Here is a 21,930-nt window from a genome sequence, read left to right as displayed (position 1 = left end):
TCGCTGCCGTTTTTCGCACTAGTATCTCTACGCCCATTCTTAACATGCTCTCCTAGACTAGTGTTCACCACAGACGAATTGTCTATCTTGCCCTCAGCACTCTGCAACCCGCGCTTCACTTCTGTCAGCGATTGTTTATGTCGCTTATCTGCCGGCTCAGAATACTCAACTCGCCTGTGATATATACCCGTTAGAACCAACGTTAGGCTTCTAGCAATAGCGTGCAAATCTTTTAAAGTAAGTTCGCTCTCATCGAGCTGACCACTGGCAAAGACGCGGTTAATTCTCTTTTGCACCAATCCCTGAATCTTTGCATGAGAATGATCCGACAGAGATCTACAGGAAGCCTCAACGGCATCTGCCAACATCAAAATACCGGCTTCTTTGGTCTGCGGCTTAGGCCCAGCATATCTATAATGAGCCTCGTCGACGATTTCTTCTTCACTGGCGGCGTTAATCGCCTTTTCGTAGAAAAATTCAATTCTCCCTGTTCCGTGGTGTTGCATGATTAATTCCACCACCGCCTTAGGGAGATGGTGTTGGATAGCTAGTTCAACTCCGTCTTTAACATGCGCTCTAATGATTAGCGCAGACATTGAGGGAGTCAATTTGTCATGCCTATTTTCTCCAAACGTTTGATTTTCTCCAAAATAAGCGGGTTTCTTAAGTTTGCCGATATCGTGATAGTACGCGCCAACCCGAGTTAATAGTGGATTAGCGCCTATAGCTTCTGCCGCCACTTCTCCCATTTGACCTAGCATCATGGAGTGATTCCAAGTGCCAGGCGCCTCTACCGATAATCTTCGCAGCAGCGGGTGCTCTATTGAGGCAAGTTCGAGCAGTTTGATATTTGTGACATACGAGCCAAAATACTCCGCTATAGGAACTAGCCCAGCAGCGAATACGCCAGAACAAAGACCTCCCAGTACTGCTAGTAAAATTCGAGTAGTGTTATCAGCAAAACTAAAATGAGGCTCCACAAACAAAAATATGCAAACAATTGCCATGTTAGCTATGGCTACTTTTACTCCAGCATCGACAAAGGTAGACCTCTTGCAGCAGCGGCTTACACTTAGCACGCCTACCATATTGCCAAGCACTATCAACAACAAAAGCTCCCAGGATTCTACCAAAAAAACACCGGTAAGCAGAGCAAAGCTAATTACAAACAAGAACACAGCAGCGGCACTAAGCGTTACTCCCAACAATATTCCGCCAGCGGCTAATGGTGCTGACAAAACTAAAACTGTAGGACTTAAATCGGGGAAGGAAAGATTCAATGAGCGGCCCAAAATTGAAAATATCTGAAGCATTACACAGCTTCCTAAAAGCGTGCCTGCTATTAAAAACAAATCTCGGGACGAGGGTTTAAAATCTGGCCATGCAAAAATGGTAAAGGCATAAACAGAAAGCAAAATAAAAATATTAAGCAAAACATATCCAAAAGCAACTGATAAACTCGCTCCCGCACATTGTAACTGAATCAAGCGATTTAACTTTATATAGTGCTCTGGACTAATTATGTCGCCGGCCCTTACTATGGTCTCTCCTCTGTGAACTTCATAATTCAGGAGCATTCCAGCGCCATCGGCAGATTCGATCGTATAGTCGGTAGGTGACACGACACTGCGCTTCGCAACCTGGCCTATATTCCAAATTGGCGGCTCTATTAGTTGCGACACCAAAGTCGTCATGACAAATGTTATTGCGATCGAAGTGCCAAACAAAATGCACACGCGATATAAATTATCGCGCAGTTTGTCAGAAAAACTAAATATATAGCTCGACAAATTCACGATACGCACTCCCTAAATCGCTCAAGCGCGAGTTCAAGTTTGTGGGGATCTCCCCCGCCTGCTTGCGCCATATCGGCGCGCCCGCCACCACCACTCCCCCCAACGACTTTCGACAATTCTTGAATTAACTTTCCAGCGTGATACTTATTGGTGAGATTGTCCGTAACCGCCGTTAGTATCACGACTTTACCCTCATTCACGCTAGCCAGTGCTATGCATCCTTGTCCTAGCCGCTGTTTTAAATCGTCTGCCATTTCTCTTAGCTGCTTAGGCGCAACGGATTCTAATCTCTTAGCAATCACTTTTACTCCATCCGGCAAAACAACTGCCGAAGCAACTAAATCAGCACCCCTAGCCGTTGTAAGCATCTTGTCCAAGTGCTCAACTTGTCGCTCCAACTTGGCATTGCGCTCCAACAATCCCTCCACTCTGCTACAAAGCTCGGCTGAACCTACTCTTAAGAGTTCGCTCAGCTCGCCCAGCAAACGCCGCCTCGCAAGCATTTCCGCAAGACCGCTCGTCCCGGCTCTTGCTTCAAGGCGACGAACTCCGGCAGAAATTCCACTTTCGGAAACGACTGTCATTAAACCTATTTCACCAGTGCGCCCTACGTGAGTTCCGCCACAAAGCTCGAGCGAACGATTTCCCATTCTCACTACTCTTACCAAATCGCCATATTTCTCCCCAAAAAGCGCCATAGCCCCACACTTAACCGCTTCGTCAAATTTAAGCACTTGAGTATTTACGTCCAAATCTTCGCGAATGGCAGCATTTACTACTGTCTCTATGTCTTCCAACTGAGAAGCAGAGACTGGCTCAAAATGAGAAAAGTCGAAACGAAAACCCAAATCCGAAACTTTAGAACCAGCTTGTTTCACATGCTCGCCCAATACTCCGCGCAGAGCCGAATGCAGCAGATGAGTTGCCGAATGATTAGCTCTTATAGCCTTTCGCCTCGCATCATCAATAGCTAGCCTAATCGCTTCTCCCTTGCATAATTCACCCTCTTTAACTAGGCAGATATGAGCAATAGTGTCTCCAGAAACTTTCTGAACATCGATTACCTCAAGGGACGCATTCTTAGAGCTAATAGCACCGGTGTCACCAACTTGCCCTCCGGATTCTGCATAAAAGGGCGTTTCTTTGGCGACTAAAATGACTTGGTCGCCAGTTTTTACCACTTCGATTTCGCCACTCTCGTCAAACAAGCCAGCGATACTAGACTCATATTCAGCATACTCATAGCCAACAAACTGTGTTGGAATAGATTTAACGACCCGCTGCAACACTAGCGAGCTTTCCTGAGAACGAGATTGTCGTGAACGCTCTCGCTGTTTTTCCATTTCTCTGTCAAACCCACGAGTATCCACCGAAAACCCATAGTTTTTTACTATGTCCTCTGTCATATCTAGGGGGAAGCCATAAGTATCGTGGAGAGTAAAAGCAATTTCTCCCGGAAAAACTCGGCTCGACTTTGTTTTAACCGCCTCGATCTCCTTTGTTAAAAGAGACATGCCCGTATCCAAGGTTTCTATGAATTTCTCTTCCTCAGCTCGAATAATTTTAGAAATGCGACTGGCTGATTTTTTTAGCTCCGGATAAGTTTCGCCATACGTGCGAACGACTTCAGCAGCAACCTCGTACAGAAATGCTTGGTTAAAACCCAAAGCTTTTCCATGGCGACATGCTCGTCTAATCAGTCGGCGCAATACGTAACCTCGTCCGTCGCTACCGGGATTAACTTCATCGGCTACTAAGAAAGCGCAAGCTCGAGAATGATCCGTTATGACTCGCATTGCAACATCAGTTGCGTACTGCAAATCTTCGCTTAAGTCCCGTTCAGTGTAATCCTTGCCGACGTATTTTTTCTTAGACAAATTTTCCACAAACGAAATGATATGGCGAAGCAAGTCTGAATCATAGTTAGATGCCACCATTTGTTTTACGGCAGCAATGCGCTCGAGCCCCATGCCCGTATCCACTGACGGCTTGGGAAGTGAGGTGAGCTCCCCGCTAGCTGCACGATTAAACTGCATAAAAACGAGATTCCAAATTTCCAGATACTCGCCAGTCCCACTTCTCATCTGTTCAGCGCTCTGGTTCTCCGGATCGTTACCGATATAATAGTGAATCTCCGAACATGGGCCACAAGGCCCAGTGTCGCCCATTGCCCAAAAGTTATCTTCCTCACCAAAACGAAGTATTCGACCGTCCAACACATCTGTGCGAGTGCGCCAAAGCTCGGCCGCTTCGTCGTCGTCTCTAAACACAGTTACCCATAGCCTATTTTTGGGCAGGTTTAGCTCCTTCGTCAAAAACTCCCATGCAAACAAAATGGCTTCTTCCTTAAAATAATCGCCAAAGGAAAAATTGCCTAACATCTCAAAAAAAGTGTGATGCCTAGCCGTGCGGCCAACGTTTTCCAAATCATTGTGCTTTCCCGAAATGCGGAGACACTTTTGGCTAGTAGCAGCGCGAACGTAATCCCGTTTTTGCGTACCTAGAAATAAATCCTTAAACTGAACCATGCCAGCATTGACAAACAGCAGCGTTGGATCCCCCACCGGAACCAAAGACGAGCTACTAACTATCGCATGCCCCTTAGAAGCAAAGAAGTTTAGAAACAAAGTTCTAATTTCATTAGTATTCAAGATTTTCAATCTCCTTTTTCCGCATATATAATATTATCTATATTACGAAGCTTTTGCTCCTCGATATTGCCCCCGTCGCAAAAATCATAATCATATTAGCACATTAAGGGCGCGCTTTTCGACACGCGCATTAAGCATATTAATTAGATAGAGCAGTCGTTCTACACTAATCCCATGGCACTACTAAGGTCTTTTACGCTCTCCAGCACCAAATCTGGCCGAGCAAGCTCTAGCACGTCTCTGCGCACCCCTCCGCTTAATACTGCAATGCTCGTGCCAATGCCGACATCGCGAGCGCTGCTTATATCGGTCGGAATATCGCCAACCATCACTGCCTGGCTAGGAGCAATCCCGAAGGCCTGGCAAGCTTCGCTAATAAGCCCTCGTTTGTCCGTCCAGTGCACGTGATCACCGGGCCTAGCTCTTATTCGCGAAACGTACTGTAATATTCCAGTCTGCCGCAACATGCTTTCTAAGTCTTCTACTGCCATGAATCTCGAGGTAACAATTGAAACATCAATATTTGCAGAAACTAAAGTCGACAAAGTATCGCAAACTCCATCGAGTGGCTTGGGCTCAGGAAAGTTATCCCAATCAAACAACGACCAAAATCGTTCAATGAAAGCATCGCGACTTTCTGCGGCAACGAACCTAAAATAATCAAACTCTGCAAATGCCTCATTGAGAACCACCTGTGCAACTTCGGAAAAACCCATTTCTTGCAATAGAAAGTGAGTTTGACTAAATAAGTAATCTCTATGAAATTCTATTAAAGTGCCGTCTAAATCAAAAAGAACCAATTTAGGCAATTCTTTTAAGATTTTGTTCATTTAATTACGCGCTTAACATTTTTTAAGGCGAGCTAGACTCATATACAGACAATACTTCCACGTAAGAAGTCTGTGGAAACATGTCAAACGGCTCAATTGCCTTAGGAATCCACCCATGTTGAACTAGTGCTTTAAGATCTCTGATAAAACTCGGAACATGACAAGATATTAGCATTAAATGCCTAGCATTGGCCAAGCTCTTCACCGCACTACCCAATCCCGCACGTGGCGGGTCGACAATTATTGCGTGCGTATCCGCCTTAATACCTGCCGCATTCAAGAAATTCTCTACGGAAACGTTATTAAACTCAATTTTCTGCTGAAATCCGTTAGCTACGGCAGTCTGGCGACCACTAGTTACCAAACGCCTATCCGATTCGACGGCAACAACATTGGCCCCGGCTCTTAGAAGTGGGAACGCGAAGTTACCTGCTCCGCTATAAAGGTCGTAGACTCGCTTACCAACTACTGAACCGCAATGACGAAGCAGACGAGCAACCACGGCCAAATTTATCGGCCAGTTAACTTGAGAGAAGAAGCCAGCTGTTACTTGCAGAACAAGTGTTTTTCGTTCATTTAGCGGCAATTCCAAAATTTGCCTTCCAAATCCACCAACTTCCCGTTCTCCTGTAATCAACGTAACGTTTGCAAAAAACTTGCGCGCTTCCTTTAATACCTGTTTAACCTCGCTATCTCCGAGATCGTATGCCGAGCGCAGTACTACTATAACCCCTTTCATATCGGACTCTAGCGTCATAGAAGTGACGCTGCGCGACACAGTTCTTGCAAAACTAGCGCAAGATGGCAGCAATTCCTGAAGTTCTGGAACTAACACTGGGCATTCTTCAATAGCTACGACAGAGCGCGAGTTTGGCCTATAAAATCCCACTTGGCCATTAGCATTGAGGTGTAAAGTGACGCGACGCCTATAAGCATATTCACTCGAGGGACAAACGGGATTTAAAAGTTCGACAACTTCAGTTCCTAATCTAGCAGCTTTCATTGCTCCCTTTAGCAACTGATATTTCGCCTCAAGCTGACCCTCATAAGAAATGTGTTGAAGTTCACAGCCACCACACGTCATAAAATGCCGACATCTGGGAATTCTGCGACAGTCTGCACTTTTTTGCACCTCTAACAACTGTGCCTCGACATGCCTGTCTTTCTCTTGAACCGTGCGCGCCCAAACCAACTCTCCCGGCACCGTAAAAGGAACAAACGCCGTAATGCCCAACAAATCGCTGCGACCATTGGACTGACCAACAACTTCCCCCACACCAGCACCACCCACGGCAAGGCCCCTAATATTAACTCCAACTTCCGAATGTATCGCCATTAAGTCAATTTTCACCTACACTACGTTACCATTTGCGGCCATAATTGCAGCATATTAGCGGGAATACAAGATCTAGATAAGACGAGAAAAGCCCAAGAACCTATGGGGGAGATGCGAGTTGATAGAAGCATCTCCCCCGGCTTTAGCAAACCTCTAAAACTGAATGATTTGACGAAGACCACTCAGCCCCTCATAAAATTCATATCCAATAAGTAAACTGGAGCAACTGCCATCGAGTTGATTGGGAACATTTATCGGCTCCTGATAAGTTCCAATTTTAATAGTCCTCGTAGTGCAAGACGAAAACTCGTCCGCTGCATCCGATGTAACTGACGAACATGGAATTACTAGCTGCCGATATTGGCTATCACAAAAGCCCAGGAAATCGCGAGTAACAAACCTGGTTTCCTCATATACATAGTAAATGAGCTCAACTTGAAGCTCACTGCTAAAATCGAGCTCCCTCTTAAATAACCGCCAAAGGGAAAACAAACTCGCCCAGGCCTTATGTGCAGTTAGGCAATCCAATCCCCGATAGGCCTTCTGGCCACGAGATATGAGTTCGTTAGCCACAAGCGGGGCAGGGAGATCCCATGTACTGTTCCTATACGGGCCGCGGGTTTTTAATATTTCCTCAGCGCGCTCTATGCCGACGAAAATATAGGCCGATATCTTTGCCCACTGTGCATTTGAGTTTATCGCGCCGATATGGGCAAGTACGGAACAGTAGTCTCGATCCGAGGCTACTAACTGGCGAAATACTCCGCGCAGAACATCTCGCAATTCACTCGACCGATATTCGTGCGCGATTTTATTCAGGAGATCTCCGAAACTTTTTGGAAACTCCAGGAGCCTCGGGTAGCCGCTAGCTACCAAGGCCATCACATCTATTGGCAGGTGGCGTCGCACCAAACAGTGCAGCGCCACATTTGTAAAGAAACTTACAATTGTTTTTGGATCCTCCATAAAAACCTCCCCTCTAAAAGATTTTCCACTCTCCGCATAAACACGGAGAGCAAAAAAGTTAAGGTTTACACAAACCTTAAAAATGCCTTTCTCATCTCTCCTATCCGCGCCAACTAAAAAATTACGCGCCCACAATAAGAGAGACGAGTTAGAAATTTTCTACTCAGAGGTATTTATATTAAAGACCCGAGGTGGGGATAAAAACCTACCACCGACTTGCATACAGATCGCCCAGATCTAACTTCTGGTAGCGATCTAAAGTAAGAATCGCTCGCTCGAGATAGCGTTCGCTGATCTTTTGACCAGCGCGTAAAATATCTACAGTTGGCAAATCAACCTTTAGTGGATCAACATACCTGCCGCGGTCGAAAAAAGCAAAGTGAAGATGTGGACCTGTCGCTAAGCCCGTAGCGCCAACCGCCCCAATCACTTCGCCGCGTTTTACCATAACACCATTCCTAATCCCCTTCGCAATATGCGCTAAGTGGGCATAAGCAGTTCTATAGCGATCGGTGTGCTGAACTGTAACAAGATTACCATTTCCACCCTTTCGTCCCGCAAAAACAATCCTGCCATCCGCCACCGTGCGAACAGGTGTGCCATGCGCGGCTGCAAAATCTACTCCATTATGAGGCCTCCTGTGCTTCAAAACGGGATGGAACCGCGAGGTGGAAAAGTAACTAGAAATCCTACTAAACTTAACAGGGTAACGCAAAAATGCGTTACCCAAATGTCTGCCACCCTCATCAAAGTACCTCGCAACGCCATCGTTCCCTACATAGCGAATAGCAGAAAAGTGCTTACCCTTAATGCTAAGAGTTCCAGCTAATATTGGACCTGGCGTTAAAACTGTTCCGTCCTCTAAAACTTCCTCCTTGTAGATTACGGTAAACCGATCGCCGACTTGGAAATCACTGCTAAAGCGCACCCGATCGCTAAATAGATCCACCAAGTCATCTACTAAGTCATACATGACTCCAGCTTTATACGCTGCCTGCGCAAAAGAAGGGGCTGCTTCGGTTATTTCTCCTAAGAGCACTCGTTCCGTAACTGTTTTCGGTAACTCCTTGACTCTCCCAACAAACTTCCCATCCTCGACGAGCGATACTTCAACCGCGCTAGATCTCGAGCCAGACGTTTTAATTTTAGCTAGACCAACTAAGGGGTCAAAAGTTAAAAAAAGCTCCTGCCCAACGTCGAGCTCACCTCTAACTCCCTTAGCCTTGCTCAAGGTATCAAAAGCCTCCTTGATGTCTCCGGCCACGGTAACAGGAAACCCATAAATATTTGCCAAAGCAGCCCAGGTTTCGCCAGATTTAACCCTATGTACAACAGTGTAACTAGCAAATGGCGAACTGGTAGGAATCGCCAATCTCGGCTCTGCGAGCGCCCCTAGGGCCACGGGTGGAAAAAAAGTTACCTCATCCTCAGGCAGTTGCTTGCTTGGAATGCGAAGGTCGAGCCCTACAAATAGGATCAGCAGCATCAGTGCCGCAGCAACTGCTACAAATCTCCAATAAAACGAAGAAGGACGCTCAACTATATTAGCTCGCCTTCGAGATCGCTTGCTATAAATTTTTTGCCCACTTAAAGCACGGCTAGCATGATAATTAGGCGCTACGAAATGATGCCGGGAGTTATATTTGCGAGCTGCTTTTGACAAATGACCGTCTCCCGATACGCAAACTTCAATAAGCTAGGATATACACACCACCAAGCTGTTAATTAGAAACACTCGCATATTAAATCAATTTGACGATTTAATAAAAGTCCCATATTCTATGGTAATTTAGTAAATTATACAAAGTTCTTAAACTATGCATTTAAAAAGAGTAATGGGCCTAGATGTGGGCGACGCGCGAGTTGGCGTAGCTTTAAGCGATCCTCTATGCATAAGCGCACAGCCCCATTCCTGCATAAAGTGCAAGCGGAATGAGCACTTTAAGGAAATAGTAAATCTAGCTCAGAAGATGGACGTTTCGGTTATTGTAGTTGGCTTGCCAAAAAAGCTTGACGGAAGCATAGATATACAAGCTAAAAAAGTACTGGATTTTGTAAAAAAATTAAAAACTTACCTCGAGCGAGAAACAGGTGCTTGTTCGACTAAAGAATTTCATCCGATTCACATAAAATTATGGGATGAACGCTTTAGCACGGTGGAAGCCGAAAGAATTCTCGCTGGGAACAAGGTAAAGAAAAAGGCTATTAAGGAACACACAGATAAAATAAGTGCGTCGCTAATAGTAGAGAGTTACCTAATGGCCACCAATAAAGATCTTTACACTCCCTGTTCTGAAGAAGTGGACAACTGAGCTTAAGCTTAGGCATAACAAGAGGATGAGCAGCTTACTTACACAGGAGAACATTAATTGAGCCTTGATTTAAGTAATTTTTTCCTTAGATTGGGTCGTTTGACCCTCTACATCGTTCCCTTTCTCTTGGGCTGTTTATTGACTTATCTATTAGTCAGCGAGACTCTCTTGGGTCCAGTCGAACCCAATTCACCACTGGAAGTTTCATTCATAGTGGAAAAAGGAGCAAACTTGCGGACTATCGCTAAGAAACTGGAGCGAGAAAAGCTTATCAAGTCCTGGTGGGCCTTCTACTATGCTGGAAAGTCAAAAGCAGAAAAATCTGAAAAGTTAATTCAAGCTGGCGAATACAAGCTATCGCGCAACATGAGTTCGCTCTCCATCCTAAAAAAAATTCTCAGCGCAGAGGTAATATACTACAGGTTCACCATACCCGAGGGTTTAAGACTTAGCGAAATTGCAGAGCGCATTGCGCAAACTGGGCTCATTGCAAGGATAGAGTTGGAACGAGCCTTTTCCGATCCAAACATCCTTCAAGAGCTTGGAATTATCAATAACACGCTAGAAGGCCACCTCTTTCCAGAAACGTATCAGTTCAGTCGACCTATTGACGCGCGCACAATTGTATTAGAAATGGTCAATCAAGGCAGAAAGCAAATGACGGATGAAATGATTAGCCGCTCCATAGAGATTGGCATGCCGTATTACCATGTTCTAATTCTTGCCTCTATCATAGAAAAAGAGACTGGAAAACCCGAAGAGCGCCCTATCATTTCTTCTGTCTTTCACAACAGGTTGAGAATAGGCATGCCACTTCAGAGCGACCCAACTGTAATTTACGGCCTAAAAGATTTTGATGGAAATCTTACAAAGGCAGACCTTAAAAGAAACACTCCTTACAATACTTACACAAATGTAGGCTTGCCACCTTCGCCAATATGCAGCCCGGGAGCAAGTTCCATTAAAGCAGCTCTTTATCCAGCTGACTCAGACTACTTGTATTTTGTGGCAAAGGGTGACGGGAGCCATCATTTTTCGGCAACGCTTAAGGAACATAACGAGGCCGTTGCAAAACATCAAAAGTCTATTAAGTTGTCATAACGACAATTAAGGAATACGATTTTTATTTGGGCAAAGAGTGCATTGCATAGAGCTAATATCAAGCGTTGCTAAACGCTTGACAAAGAAAAAAAGGCTTAACTTCTGGGTATTGCTTCTTGCGCCTTTAGGCCTAATTGCCATAAGCCTAACACTTACTGCGAGCTATATTACTAACAGCGTTATTTGTGCAAGCATCCTAGGTCTGGCAATGGCGATGCTACTTGCAGTCCTTGTTAAGTTTGCGCACTTGCTCAAGAAAACCTCTAATAGAGAAGCGGCCCGTTTACTCGATGATGAACTTAGATGCAAGGAACGTTTTCTTACCATTGCTACGCTTTCTCCTGACAGTTCCGAACTAATCGCAGCCTCTCTCGAGGCTATTTCCACTCAGGGCGAAGAGCTGTCTAAAAACTTTGTTTTAAGCGAAAGACTTCCCATTTCTTTAGAAAAGCCGGCGCGGGTTAGTGCGTGCATTTCACCCATTTTCCTCCTTGTCCTCATAGCCCTATTTTGGATGTTGCCAGCAGAAACGAAGAGCTTTTCGGCAGATCTAGCGAACCATACCGCCAAGCACATTGAACAGCTAAAACAAATTGCAAATGCGAACGATTTACTTCCCTCACACATTAATGAAAACCTTCTCGAGCTTGTTCGAGCAATTGAGGAAGACGGTATCATTAGTGAGGAGGTGGCAAATAAGGCAGAAGCGCTTTTAGAGGAGTTTGCAAAGCTAGAGAGCAATCCACCTTCTACGTTCCCTAAAACAGCAGAAAAAGAGCGCGAGCAACCTGAAGATAAACCCGACGATCAGGAGAAAAAGGAAAACGAGCAACAGTCAGACCAACGAGAGCAATTAGATAAACAACGCCAAACAGACTCAAGCAAAGAGCAAGAAGATAAACAGTCTAGCAGAAGCGATAGCGACGAGGAAGAAAAAGACGATTCCTCGTCGCAACGTGGTTCCGGCGACAAAGAAAAGAAAGATGGCGCTAGTAGTGGCGACGATTCAAACAAGGGCGAACATTCGAAAAAAACCGGTAAGGCAGAAAAGCCCGAAGAACAAAAGCAGTCCTCTGGTGAGCAACAACCCAATTCTACAAAGGAGGACTCCGGTAGCAGTGGAAATAAGCAGCAGCAAGGAAGTGCTACTCAGGCTGGGAAAAGCGATACTCAAGGCAAGGATGGCTCAGCTCAAAATGCAAACTCTCAGGCGGAGGGCAAGCGAGAAAATTCTCAAAAACAAGATTCTGGAGGCACTAAAAGCGACTCCAATAAGTTGCAGTCGAAAGAACAAAATAGCAAAGAACAGCCGGGGCAAAAAAAGGAAGAAACTAAGAGCGATAAACTAGAAAAAATTGGAGAGAAATTGGAGAAAATCGAGAGAAAGGCCCAAGAGTATTCGCAAGGGGCGAAGGAGCAAGAATTTCCGGAAAAAGAATCTTCTAAGCAAGCTAAAAAAGAAAATAATAACCAACAGTCGAGCGCCGCTAACCCAAAAGAAAACAAATCGAACGAGGAAAAAGGTTCTGCCAATGATGCCAAACAGCAACCCAAGCAGGCCGAGAACTCTGAAGAAAAAGGCGAGCCAAGAGCAGGTAAAAAGGACACAAAAAACGACCTTCCAGCCGAAAAACCAGATGATTCCTCGGCAAAACAGGGAGCTAAACGAGGCGAGGACTCGAAAAATGCTGTTCCAACTTCTAAAGAAGCCGAACGCTTTGGACCTTTTGATGGAGGCGAGGACGGTTCGCTAGACGTAGCGAAAGCCAAGAAAACAGAAGTTACTTTACCTCCAGAAGAAAACATAATAGTACGACATCTGGGCGGAGCGGATCCTAAACAATACGAGAATAAATCCGAAGCAGTGGCCAAAACTAAACTCGGGACTAGGGAATTTAAAAAACCCTCGGCCTCTACGGGAAAGTTAAGCCAACCTATTCCCGTAGAGTATTCAGACATATTGCGTTAGACTAGTGCGAAATGCCCTTAAACACTTTTTACTAAAACTCGCGGAGACAAATGACAGATACGACCTCAATAACTCGAAACCACGGCTCTGAGATAATAGAAGAGGCTGGCTGGTTTTTGGACAATTTTTTAAAAATAGAGGGAGAACTTTCACGTGTTGTAGTAGGAATGAAGGACGTAGTGAGACAAACGCTCGCAGCGATCTTCACGGGTGGACACGTGCTACTCGAAGGTGTACCTGGATTAGGTAAAACCCTACTCGTAAAATCTATTGCTCAAGCGTTGGGACTTAGCTTTCAGCGGATTCAGTTCACATCCGATCTAATGCCTAGCGACATAACTGGAACGCAAATACTAACGGACAATGAACACGGTGGCAGAACTTTTCAATTTAGACCAGGCCCCATTTTTGCAAATATAGTCTTAGCGGACGAAGTAAATCGAGCGGGACCTAAAACTCAGTCAGCTCTGCTCGAGGCAATGGAAGAGCAACAAGTTAGCATTATAGGCACTACGCATAAACTGCCACAGCCGTTTTTTGTCCTTGCAACCCAAAACCCCATAGAGCTTGAAGGAACATATCCCCTACCAGAAGCACAGTTAGATCGCTTTGTCTTTAAGTTATTAATAAAGTCGCCTACATCCTCGGAACTAAAGGAGATTTTGGCAAGGACGACGGGCAACTTAAAACCTCTCATCAGTCATGTGTTCGGCGCTGAACAAACTGTAAACACTATTATGCAAATGCGTTCGTTAGTGCGGCGGGTTGTAATAGCACCCCCTTTAGAAGACGTCCTAATTGGCCTTATGTTTGCTCTCTCTCCGGGCAGCCAAAACGCTAGCGACATGGTTAACGATTACGTGCGCTTTGGTCCAGGTCCACGAGGTGCTCAGTCTGTCTTGTTGTCGGCAAAAGTCTTCGCCTTGCTCGACAAGAGAGTGAACCTAGCCGTTGAAGATATTAAGCAGTCGCTGGCACCGGCTCTTAGACATCGTCTAATCCTAAACTACCAAGCAGAAGCTGAGGGAATAAGCGCAGACGACATAATTGCTGAGGTAACTAAAGACATCGATCTTTCCTAGGCATAAGGGATTTGCATATAGCAATACAGTAATAATGCTCGAACCCTTTTCTCCAGTTTTTTTTCGCCGTCTCCAACAGTTAAAAATCCATACTAGGCGTTCATTTTTGGGATCCCGCCAAGGAGTTCACAGCTCACTCCGGCGTGGCCATGGATTAGAGTTTTCCGATTACCGATTATACGCCGAGGGAGATGATTTTAGACACATAGATTGGGGAGCTTATGGTAGAACCGATCGCTTGTACCTAAAGCAGTTTCGCGAAGAACAGGATTTAAACGTCATTGTCATTCTCGACGCCAGTGCCTCAATGGGCTATCCAAAAGGTGAAAACAAGTTCGAGATGGCACGAAATCTGAGTTTGGCCCTTGGATACGTAGCGATGACTGACGGCGACTCGGTCACGTTCTCTATATTGGGCAAGAAAAACTCACCCAAATTTCGGGGTCGAGGCAACTTGAGCAAGGTTTTGAGGGAACTATCTGACATTGCGCCTGATGGAAAATTCAATTTTGTTCAAGAGGTGCGCAAGTCCATAATAAATCACAAGCTACCAGGAAAATGTTTCTTGATATCGGACTTTCTTTTCGATCATGAGACACAAGTTTCTGCTATAGACGTATTGAGATATCGCAATTTCGACATCTCGGTCATTCAGATAATTTCCCCAAGCGAGACTGTTCTCAATTTGGCATCCAAAAACGTCCTTGTAGTGGACTCGGAAAATGGACAAGAAGTGGAGCTTTCGATTGGCCAATTGTCGCAAAAGGAATATTCTCGTTTAATGTCGGCACATATAGATAAATTGGAACACTATTGCCGAAAAAGACAAATCTCCTACGTATTGATTAAAAGTGAGGAGTCTCTTACTGACGTAATACTGAGAAGATTTCCGGCGGTGGGGATTTTGAAATAAGATTCGCAATGACCTTTTTTGACTCATTTCACTTAGCCAATTCTTCCGCTGCGATTCTACTAGTTTTTGTACCCCTATTGATTCTTGCCTATTTACGGCAAAAGCGTTTGCCTAGAATTGTTGTATCTAGCACATTAATTCTTAAGGAGCTTACTAAACACGTCGTCGCGAAGCGAAAATTCAAGCCTCCCCTCCGCTTCTTTCTCGAACTATTGGCGATGCTTCTATTGGCCATCGCCGCCGCGGGGCCGTTTATGTCAAGTAGCGGCAAAAATATAGCTATCGTCATAGATACGAGCATGAGCATGAGTGCTCGCAGAGGAGCGTCAAACAATTCTCTGCAAAGAATCGATGAAGCGCTTTCACTAGCCAACAATTTTTTGTCAAAGCAAAATAATAGTAGTCGGTTTACTTGTTACTCCTCCTCCCCAACTTTCACGCAGGTGGGGCCAGCTGACTTGACATCGGATGCAGCCAAGAAAGAAATAGCAAATATTTTAGCCGCTAACTCGCCCGACTCATTGGAACTCGGCGTTGCCGAACTGGCTTCATCAGCTAAATTCGATTCGATTGTAGTATTTACAGATAAAGTTATCTCAAACAGCTCGTCCGGCAAATCTGCAAAGGACAGGCCCCTAGCAGAAATAGAACTCTTTAGTGTAGGAATCGCTTCGTCAAATGTATTCATATCTAACGCCAAACTCGAGTTACCGACTCAGGTATCTAACAAGAAGGTGCGGGCTAGCATTGGCTTATCCAACAATTCTCCGCTCGAGGTGACAGCCAGGCTGTTTGCACAAAAGGCTCTTAAAGCTAAAGATAAGAACGCCTTTACGCTAATTACTGAGAAGAAAGTTTTGCTCAATCCTCAACATGAAACTGAAGTGCAATTTGAGCTCGATAAGCTGACCTCAGAGTCCAGTCTTTTTAGACTAGATATCGAGTCGGATGCAAATTATAACTCCATTGCCATCGACGATACTGCCTGGATTAGCAACAATTCGACACTAAGAACGGCGGTACTTCTGGTCAGTCCTAGCGAGAAGTCAGGAGACGGCTTGGGGCTAAAAAAGATAGATGGTTTGGAGATAACATCTGTTTTGCCAGAGGATTTTGCGAAGCTCCGCAAATCGGCCTTAAGTGATTTTTCCTTAATTGTATTTCACCAGAGCGCACCAACAAAAACGCCCAGTATTTCTACACTGCTTGTTCTTCCACCGGAACAAAATAGCATATTCCCTCTAAAGGCTGAAGTCTCTGAGCCAAAAATAACTAGTTGGGACGAGTCTAGTCCACTAACTGCCTATTTGCAGGTCCCACTACTAGCTCCACAAAATGCTGTTACCTTCGAATTGCGCCCCTGGATGTCATCGGTGCTTAATGTTGAAAGCGGGCCGATAATAGTGAGCGGAGAAAGTCGCGGACATCGCTTTGCAGCTTTGGGTTTTGAGATTTTTCCCTTCGAAGGAGCAAGAACATTAGCACATAGCGTCTTAACTCTTAACCTCATGCGCTGGCTAACGAATAAGACCGACCTAGGAATTGGAATGCTAACTGGCTCTAGCATAGAGCTACTAAAGAATCGCTCTTGGATAATAGCCACTCCCAAGGAAGAAATTCTACATTTCGAAACCGATGCGGACAAGACTATACCTTTCTATTTTGGATTGCCCGGACAATATAAGATTACTAACATAAGCGGATCTAACGTCGATTCAATTAAGCAACGCACTGAGGTTATTACTGCGAATGCATTTCATGCTAATGAGTCAAAGACTTTCGAGATTGCAAATATTCAACTTCCAGCACAACTTGAAAATGCGAGCATCCCATCGGAGTTGCAAGAGCCTCTTTGGCCATATTTAGCGCTCTTGGTTATTATTGTGCTGCTTGTAGAATTTGCAATTAGGATGTTCCCGAATTTCGTTAATATATCGACTCGCTTAGGAACAGGAGATTAGATACGATTAACTATCTTATAGACATAGTAAATTCTAAGTTTACGCATTCTGAATATCTCTGGCTACTTGGCCTTCTTCCAGTTGTAGTCTTAACCACTATTTGGCGTGGCCGTTTTTTTTGGTCGACTCTATTAAGAGTCGTAGCTATTGCTTCGCTAATAGTTGCATTGTGTAGACCTGTAGCTATCGACTCTACGACTAAAAAGGAACTTCTTGCGCTATTTGACGTTTCTTTTAGTACCAGTGGACAAGCGCGGGAGGCATTGGTCGAAGCTATTAAGCCGTATGTTGAGGAGACAGATGAGTTTGTTCTCAAGTTAATTCCATTTGCAAAGCGCGCGCCAAGCGAACCCGTAGCAATAGATGGTCTTTCCTCTCTCGCGCGCTTGAGCGAACTTAGCAAAAAGCTTGAAAATAGTGCTGATTCTGGCGGTACAGACATTGGCAAGGCGATTCAAACTGTTTCTTCTATGGGTAGCTATGGCGGAGTATTATTGTTATCCGATGGCCACGAAACTTTAGGAAATAGTCGAGACGCCGCAGTCATGGCGAAGCGCTTAGGTTTAAAAGTTTTTCCCGTCGTGCCTGACGAAAGCAATTTTAGAGAATTGCGCTTGTCCGTTACCTCTCTTCATGCTGCTAGTGTTGCAAATGTTGGCGAACAAATCCCAGTGCAGACTAGCATTAGAAACGAGCTCGATAAGATAAGCGAAGCCTACTTAGAAATTTGGTTGGACCAGCAAAAGCTTTTTTCGGAAACGGTCACGATACCGCCCAAACAGGAACGGCTTTTTACGGTGACCACCCCGGAAATCAAAGGTGGCTTACAGCGCATACGGGTAGAACTCAAGGAGACGAAAAACTATGGCAAGGGATCTTCGCTTCTCGACGAAAAGCATCGTTGGTTATCGGCAAAAGAGAAGGCTCAAGTTCTATTAATTAGCGGTGCAGACACAGATGCTAGAATACTAAAGCCACTTCTAAAACAAAACGGCTATTCTCTGCACAGCGTAATAGCCGATAGGGACAAGGACATACCGATATCCTTTGAGAAATATTCGACAGTCATACTCAACAATGTCGCTAAGCGCCAGCTACCGGAGTCTTTTCTGGGGAACCTGAAAAATGCTGTCGAGCAAGGTACTGGATTGGTTTTGGTCGGAGGTGAGCGCAGTTTTGGTCTAGGTGGCTACATCGACACGCCTTTAGAGAGAATTTCTCCGCTAAAATTTGCTCCTCCTAGGACAACAAAGCGTCGGCTAAATTCTGCTGTAATACTGGTGATTGATAAATCTCGCAGCATGATTGAGGAAGATAAAATTGTAGCCGCTAAGAGAGCCGCGTTAGTTGCAATCGACGCACTAAAGGACGACGATTTAGTCGGGGTCATAGGATTTGATAGCACGCCGTTTGTTATAATTCGCTTGGACGCTGTGCCGGAGGTTAGGCAAATAGCAAGCAGGCGTCTACAAAATTTAACAGCTGCTGGTAGAACCAACTTACTTCCAGCATTAGCTTTTGCGAAATCGAGTTTGGCCAAGGCAGAGGCGAGTAGAAAGCACGTAATTATTTTAAGCGACGGTAAAGTTGAAAACGCCGATAGCTCATATTTCGATGAGATATCCAGTCTGAGAAAGGTCGGGGTTACCGTCTCGACTATTGCTTTGGGACTTGAAGCGGACGTTCCTTTTCTAAAGGGCCTTTCCTCTCAAGGCAAAGGGGCTTTTTACCACACATTAGATCCGAACCAACTTCCGCAGATTTTTTTGCACGATATTAAGGTTTCGACCGGTGAAAAAACTATGCGCGAAAACGCGCAATTTCCGGTTATTGTGGGATCCGCTCAAGCATTTTCTTCCGATGTCAGCGATTTTCCACCGGTGCTGGGTTTTGTCGAGACATTGCCTAAAAAAGGGTCTGAACTAGAGCTAATAACACAGAAGGATGAAACCAACTTCCCCATCATGGCGAGTTGGAACTACGGCGATGGCAAAGTCATTGCGTACACCTCTGATGCTAATGGTCGATGGTCAAACCCGTGGATTGAATGGCCTAGCTTTAACAAATTCTGGATCGAAATTTTCGAGGCATCGAAGAGCAAATCTAACGAAAACCGCAAAGATGTAGACTTCGATTTAAGGCACTATGTAGATAGAGGTGACCTCGTTCTGGATTTAGCCATTTTCGACACCGCCTTAAAAACTAAATCCTCAGCACCGATTAGTGCAAAAATTCTAGATCCAAACGGCGAAGTCAATGTGCGCGAATTTGAAGCAATCGCCAAGGGCCGCTTTAAGACTAACATCGAGAAGGCTCGACCTGGCGATTATAAAATTGATATAAAATATGGCAAAATAGACTTACCAACTGCTGCTGTAACCATTACTGGTGACGTATTTGGAGAACGGAAGGGCTTAGGCATCGATGTCAAGAAGCTTAGCGAAATTGCTTTTTTAAGTGGTGGTTCACTTAACCCCGCTCCCGCAGACCTACTCCGAAAAGTACGTACTATTAAAGAGGAAAGGCCTCTGCATACGCCTCTAATTATTGCGGCATTTGTGCTTATTTTAATGGAAGCTTTAGCACGTGAACTTATGGGCGTGTCGGAAAACTACCGTTGTCCGACACGCCCATAATATTTGTGCGCCGAAAAAAAACAGTTGCATTCGACCGCACCTAACTTTTACACTTCGGGTTTTTCAGACGGCATGCGTTAAAGCGATAGCTTTTGTGAACCGATATCGTATGTATCTAGTGTAAACTAGGTAGCTTAGCGCTCATTGAGAAGTTCTACTTGAGGTTTTGAGGATTAAATTATGTTTCGTGCGCCAGGAGTAGTTGCCTATTTTTCCATGGAAATAGCTTTGTCGCCCGATATTCCCACATACTGTGGGGGGTTAGGTGTATTGGCTGGGGATACTCTTCGCTCCGCAGCAGATCTCTCGCTACCATTAGTTGCTGTTACTCTTTTACATCGCAAGGGCTATTTTTTTCAGAAACTAGATTCCGATGGGAGACAAACGGAAGAGGTTGTTTATTGGAAGGTTGAAGACTTTTTTCAGGAGATGGGTGGTCGCGGCATGATAGAAGTTGATGGTCGCGAGGTTTTTTTGCGTGCATGGAAGTACACGGTGAAGGGAAGAGGTGCGCGCAATGTGGAAGTTTTTCTACTCGATACCGATCTTCCGGAGAACGATCCCATGGATCGCTCCTTGACCGATCAACTCTATGGGGGCGAACCAATATATCGCCTTGCGCAGGAAATAGTTTTAGGCATAGGCGGAATAAGGATGTTAAGGGTGCTCGGATACGACAATATTCGGCGCTATCACTTAAACGAAGGGCATGCGAGCCTCTTAACGTTAGAACTGTTGGATGAGGAAATTAGGCGATTGGGTGAGACTGAGTTATCAGAATCGGCTCTTAGCGCCGTGCGTCAAAAGTGTGTATTTACAACGCATACTCCCGTAAGCGCTGGCCACGATCTATTTTCCATTAACTTGGCAAAACAACTACTTTCTCCAAAAAACATTCGCTATATTGAACAGCGCTTTTTGCAAGATGGTTGCCTAAACATGACTCACTTGGCATTACAGAACAGCCACTACGTTAACGGCGTTGCCAAGCAACATGGAAAAGTCTCTCGCAAGATGTTCGTAAATTACGTAATCGATTCGATTACAAATGGCGTTCACGCCACTACTTGGGTATGTAGGCCATTTGCTGAACTCTTCGATCGCTTTATTACTGGATGGCGAGAAGATAACGCTAGTCTGCGCTACGCTGCCGGGCTTCCTCGGGCAGAAATCTGGAATGCGCATAGATCTGCAAAAAAAGCCCTTTTAGATTTCATTGCCGAGCGATTAGGCGTAGCGCTTGACTTGGATGCATTTACAATAGGTTTTGCTCGCCGCGTAACGGCTTATAAACGCCCAGATTTAGTCTTTGGCGATATTGAGCGCTTGAGAAAGATTGCTAAGAGCACTGGCAAACTTCAGTTTATTTTTGGCGGGAAGGCTCATCCTCATGACCGGCATGGAAAGGAATTGATAGAAAAGATCTTTGCGGCCGCAAAACATTTAAGCAACGACATTAAAATTGTTTATCTCCCCAACTACGACATGCATATTGCCTCTAGACTTACTGCGGGCGTGGATTTATGGCTCAATAACCCCCAACCTCCTATGGAGGCATCTGGAACTAGCGGAATGAAAGCAGCGCTGAACGGCGTTCCATCTTTAAGCGTATTAGATGGTTGGTGGATAGAGGGATGCATTGAAGGAATAACAGGCTGGGCAATCGGGAACTCTAATGAAATAAGTCACGATGGACATCTCGCGGCTAGTCACGCAGAAGATCTATACAATAGGCTAGAAAACACTATTTTGCCTATGTATTACAACAACGCAAACGATTACATCCAAGTCATGAGGAGCGCCATAGCACTAAACGGCTCATTTTTTAGCACTGAGCGCATGATGTTTGAGTATGTGTTAAAGGCGTACTATTGATATTAGCGGTAAAGCGATTCGCTCCCATTATTAGCGCCTGCACTGCTCGTACGACTTAGCGGATGGGCTAATAGCTTGCACCCCATCTATGTCTTGACCATGTTGCAAATCTTCGGTGAGCAATATTTCGCACTTGCGAATTAACAACACATACCGTTTCCAAAAAGTAAAATATTTAACTTACTTTTTGGAAACGGTATAGAATCGGTAGCCGAAGTCGCTAGAATAAGCATTACAGTTTCCAGAAACGCCGTCAGGCGACGGCGGCGAGGCCGTACTTCTTGACCAGGGCAAGAAGCTTGAGTGAGGGGCCGGAAGGCTTCTTTTCGCCACGCTCCCATTGGCTTATAGAAGTTAGCGGCACATTCAGATAATGGGCGAAGACGGATTGACTGACATTCTCGCGCTCGCGTATGGCGCGGATTTCCTCGGCGGTCAGCTCGTCAACTGGGGTCAAGCAAGACGCGTCGAACTCCTGCATCGTCCGCTTGTCGATGACACC

The 21,930-nt window shown here is 45.1% G+C and carries 15 protein-coding genes; 8 read left to right on the top strand and 7 right to left on the bottom strand.

The window, feature by feature from the left end; all coding sequences use genetic code 11:
- From IT291_10815 to IT291_10790, 6 genes are all read right to left on the bottom strand, one after another.
- Positions 1-1,796 (bottom strand): HDIG domain-containing protein (locus IT291_10815; GenBank protein ID MCC6221719.1); only part of this gene is annotated, 1,796 nt, incomplete at its 3' end.
- The gene (alaS, locus tag IT291_10810; protein MCC6221718.1) at positions 1,793-4,447 is read right to left on the bottom strand and encodes an alanine--tRNA ligase; all 2,655 of its coding nucleotides are present in this window, start codon (positions 4,445-4,447) and stop codon (positions 1,793-1,795) included. The genes IT291_10815 and alaS, both read right to left, overlap by 4 nt.
- Before the next feature lie 161 nt (positions 4,448-4,608).
- Positions 4,609-5,277 carry an HAD family hydrolase gene (locus IT291_10805; protein MCC6221717.1) on the bottom strand — a complete coding sequence of 223 codons (669 nt, stop codon included), beginning with the start codon at positions 5,275-5,277 and terminating at the stop codon, positions 4,609-4,611.
- A 22-nt stretch (positions 5,278-5,299) separates the two neighbouring features.
- The gene (locus IT291_10800; protein ID MCC6221716.1) at positions 5,300-6,613 is read right to left on the bottom strand and encodes a class I SAM-dependent RNA methyltransferase; all 1,314 of its coding nucleotides are present in this window, start codon (positions 6,611-6,613) and stop codon (positions 5,300-5,302) included.
- Positions 6,614-6,766: 153 nt separating this feature from the next.
- Positions 6,767-7,579: a hypothetical protein gene (locus tag IT291_10795; GenBank protein ID MCC6221715.1), complete on the bottom strand. Its 813-nt coding sequence runs from the start codon at positions 7,577-7,579 to the stop codon at positions 6,767-6,769.
- Between the two features lie 205 nt (positions 7,580-7,784).
- Positions 7,785-9,242 carry a peptidoglycan DD-metalloendopeptidase family protein gene (locus IT291_10790; GenBank protein ID MCC6221714.1) on the bottom strand — a complete coding sequence of 486 codons (1,458 nt, stop codon included), beginning with the start codon at positions 9,240-9,242 and terminating at the stop codon, positions 7,785-7,787.
- A gap of 154 nt (positions 9,243-9,396) precedes the next feature.
- Here IT291_10790 and ruvX point away from each other — a divergent pair, with 154 nt between their 5' ends.
- The 8 genes from ruvX (at position 9,397) to glgP (ending at position 21,428) form a co-directional block, all read left to right on the top strand.
- Entirely contained in the window at positions 9,397-9,891 is a 495-nt protein-coding gene (ruvX, locus tag IT291_10785; protein MCC6221713.1) for a Holliday junction resolvase RuvX, read from the top strand.
- Between the two features lie 57 nt (positions 9,892-9,948).
- A complete protein-coding gene (mltG, locus tag IT291_10780; GenBank protein MCC6221712.1) occupies positions 9,949-10,992 on the top strand; it encodes an endolytic transglycosylase MltG in 1,044 nt (347 codons plus the stop codon).
- 76 nt (positions 10,993-11,068) lie between these two features.
- Complete coding sequence (locus IT291_10775) at positions 11,069-12,961, top strand: hypothetical protein (protein ID MCC6221711.1); 1,893 nt, start codon at positions 11,069-11,071, stop codon at positions 12,959-12,961.
- Positions 12,962-13,011: 50 nt separating this feature from the next.
- Entirely contained in the window at positions 13,012-14,043 is a 1,032-nt protein-coding gene (locus IT291_10770) for an AAA family ATPase (GenBank protein MCC6221710.1), read from the top strand.
- A gap of 106 nt (positions 14,044-14,149) precedes the next feature.
- A complete protein-coding gene (locus tag IT291_10765; GenBank protein MCC6221709.1) occupies positions 14,150-14,956 on the top strand; it encodes a DUF58 domain-containing protein in 807 nt (268 codons plus the stop codon).
- An 8-nt stretch (positions 14,957-14,964) separates the two neighbouring features.
- Positions 14,965-16,917, top strand: a complete 1,953-nt coding sequence (locus IT291_10760; protein ID MCC6221708.1) for a VWA domain-containing protein — start codon at positions 14,965-14,967, stop codon at positions 16,915-16,917.
- Between the two features lie 167 nt (positions 16,918-17,084).
- On the top strand, positions 17,085-19,553 hold the full coding sequence (locus IT291_10755) for a VWA domain-containing protein (protein MCC6221707.1): 2,469 nt from the start codon (positions 17,085-17,087) through the stop codon (positions 19,551-19,553).
- A gap of 216 nt (positions 19,554-19,769) precedes the next feature.
- Complete coding sequence (glgP, locus tag IT291_10750; protein ID MCC6221706.1) at positions 19,770-21,428, top strand: alpha-glucan family phosphorylase; 1,659 nt, start codon at positions 19,770-19,772, stop codon at positions 21,426-21,428.
- Positions 21,429-21,681: 253 nt separating this feature from the next.
- Here glgP and IT291_10745 read toward each other — a convergent pair.
- Positions 21,682-21,930, bottom strand: a 249-nt coding sequence (locus IT291_10745; GenBank protein ID MCC6221705.1) for a DNA-binding transcriptional regulator, incomplete at its 5' end; no start/stop codon positions are given.

The sequence above is a fragment of the Deltaproteobacteria bacterium genome (assembly GCA_020845775.1).
GTDB lineage: Bacteria > Bdellovibrionota_C > UBA2361 > SZUA-149 > JADLFC01 > JADLFC01.
This window is presented reverse-complemented; position numbering and strand designations above follow the sequence as displayed.

What these genes read in the sequence shown, in the direction of transcription:
- ruvX (MCC6221713.1), top strand. Translation starts at nt 9,397, where the DNA reads ATGCATTTAAAAAGAGTAATGGGCCTAGATGTGGGCGACGCGCGAGTT.
- IT291_10800 (MCC6221716.1), bottom strand. Translation starts at nt 6,613, where the DNA reads ATGGCGATACATTCGGAAGTTGGAGTTAATATTAGGGGCCTTGCCGTG.
- glgP (MCC6221706.1), top strand. Translation starts at nt 19,770, where the DNA reads ATGGAAATAGCTTTGTCGCCCGATATTCCCACATACTGTGGGGGGTTA.
- IT291_10770 (MCC6221710.1), top strand. Translation starts at nt 13,012, where the DNA reads ATGACAGATACGACCTCAATAACTCGAAACCACGGCTCTGAGATAATA.
- IT291_10805 (MCC6221717.1), bottom strand. Translation starts at nt 5,277, where the DNA reads ATGAACAAAATCTTAAAAGAATTGCCTAAATTGGTTCTTTTTGATTTA.
- IT291_10795 (MCC6221715.1), bottom strand. Translation starts at nt 7,579, where the DNA reads ATGGAGGATCCAAAAACAATTGTAAGTTTCTTTACAAATGTGGCGCTG.
- IT291_10760 (MCC6221708.1), top strand. Translation starts at nt 14,965, where the DNA reads ATGACCTTTTTTGACTCATTTCACTTAGCCAATTCTTCCGCTGCGATT.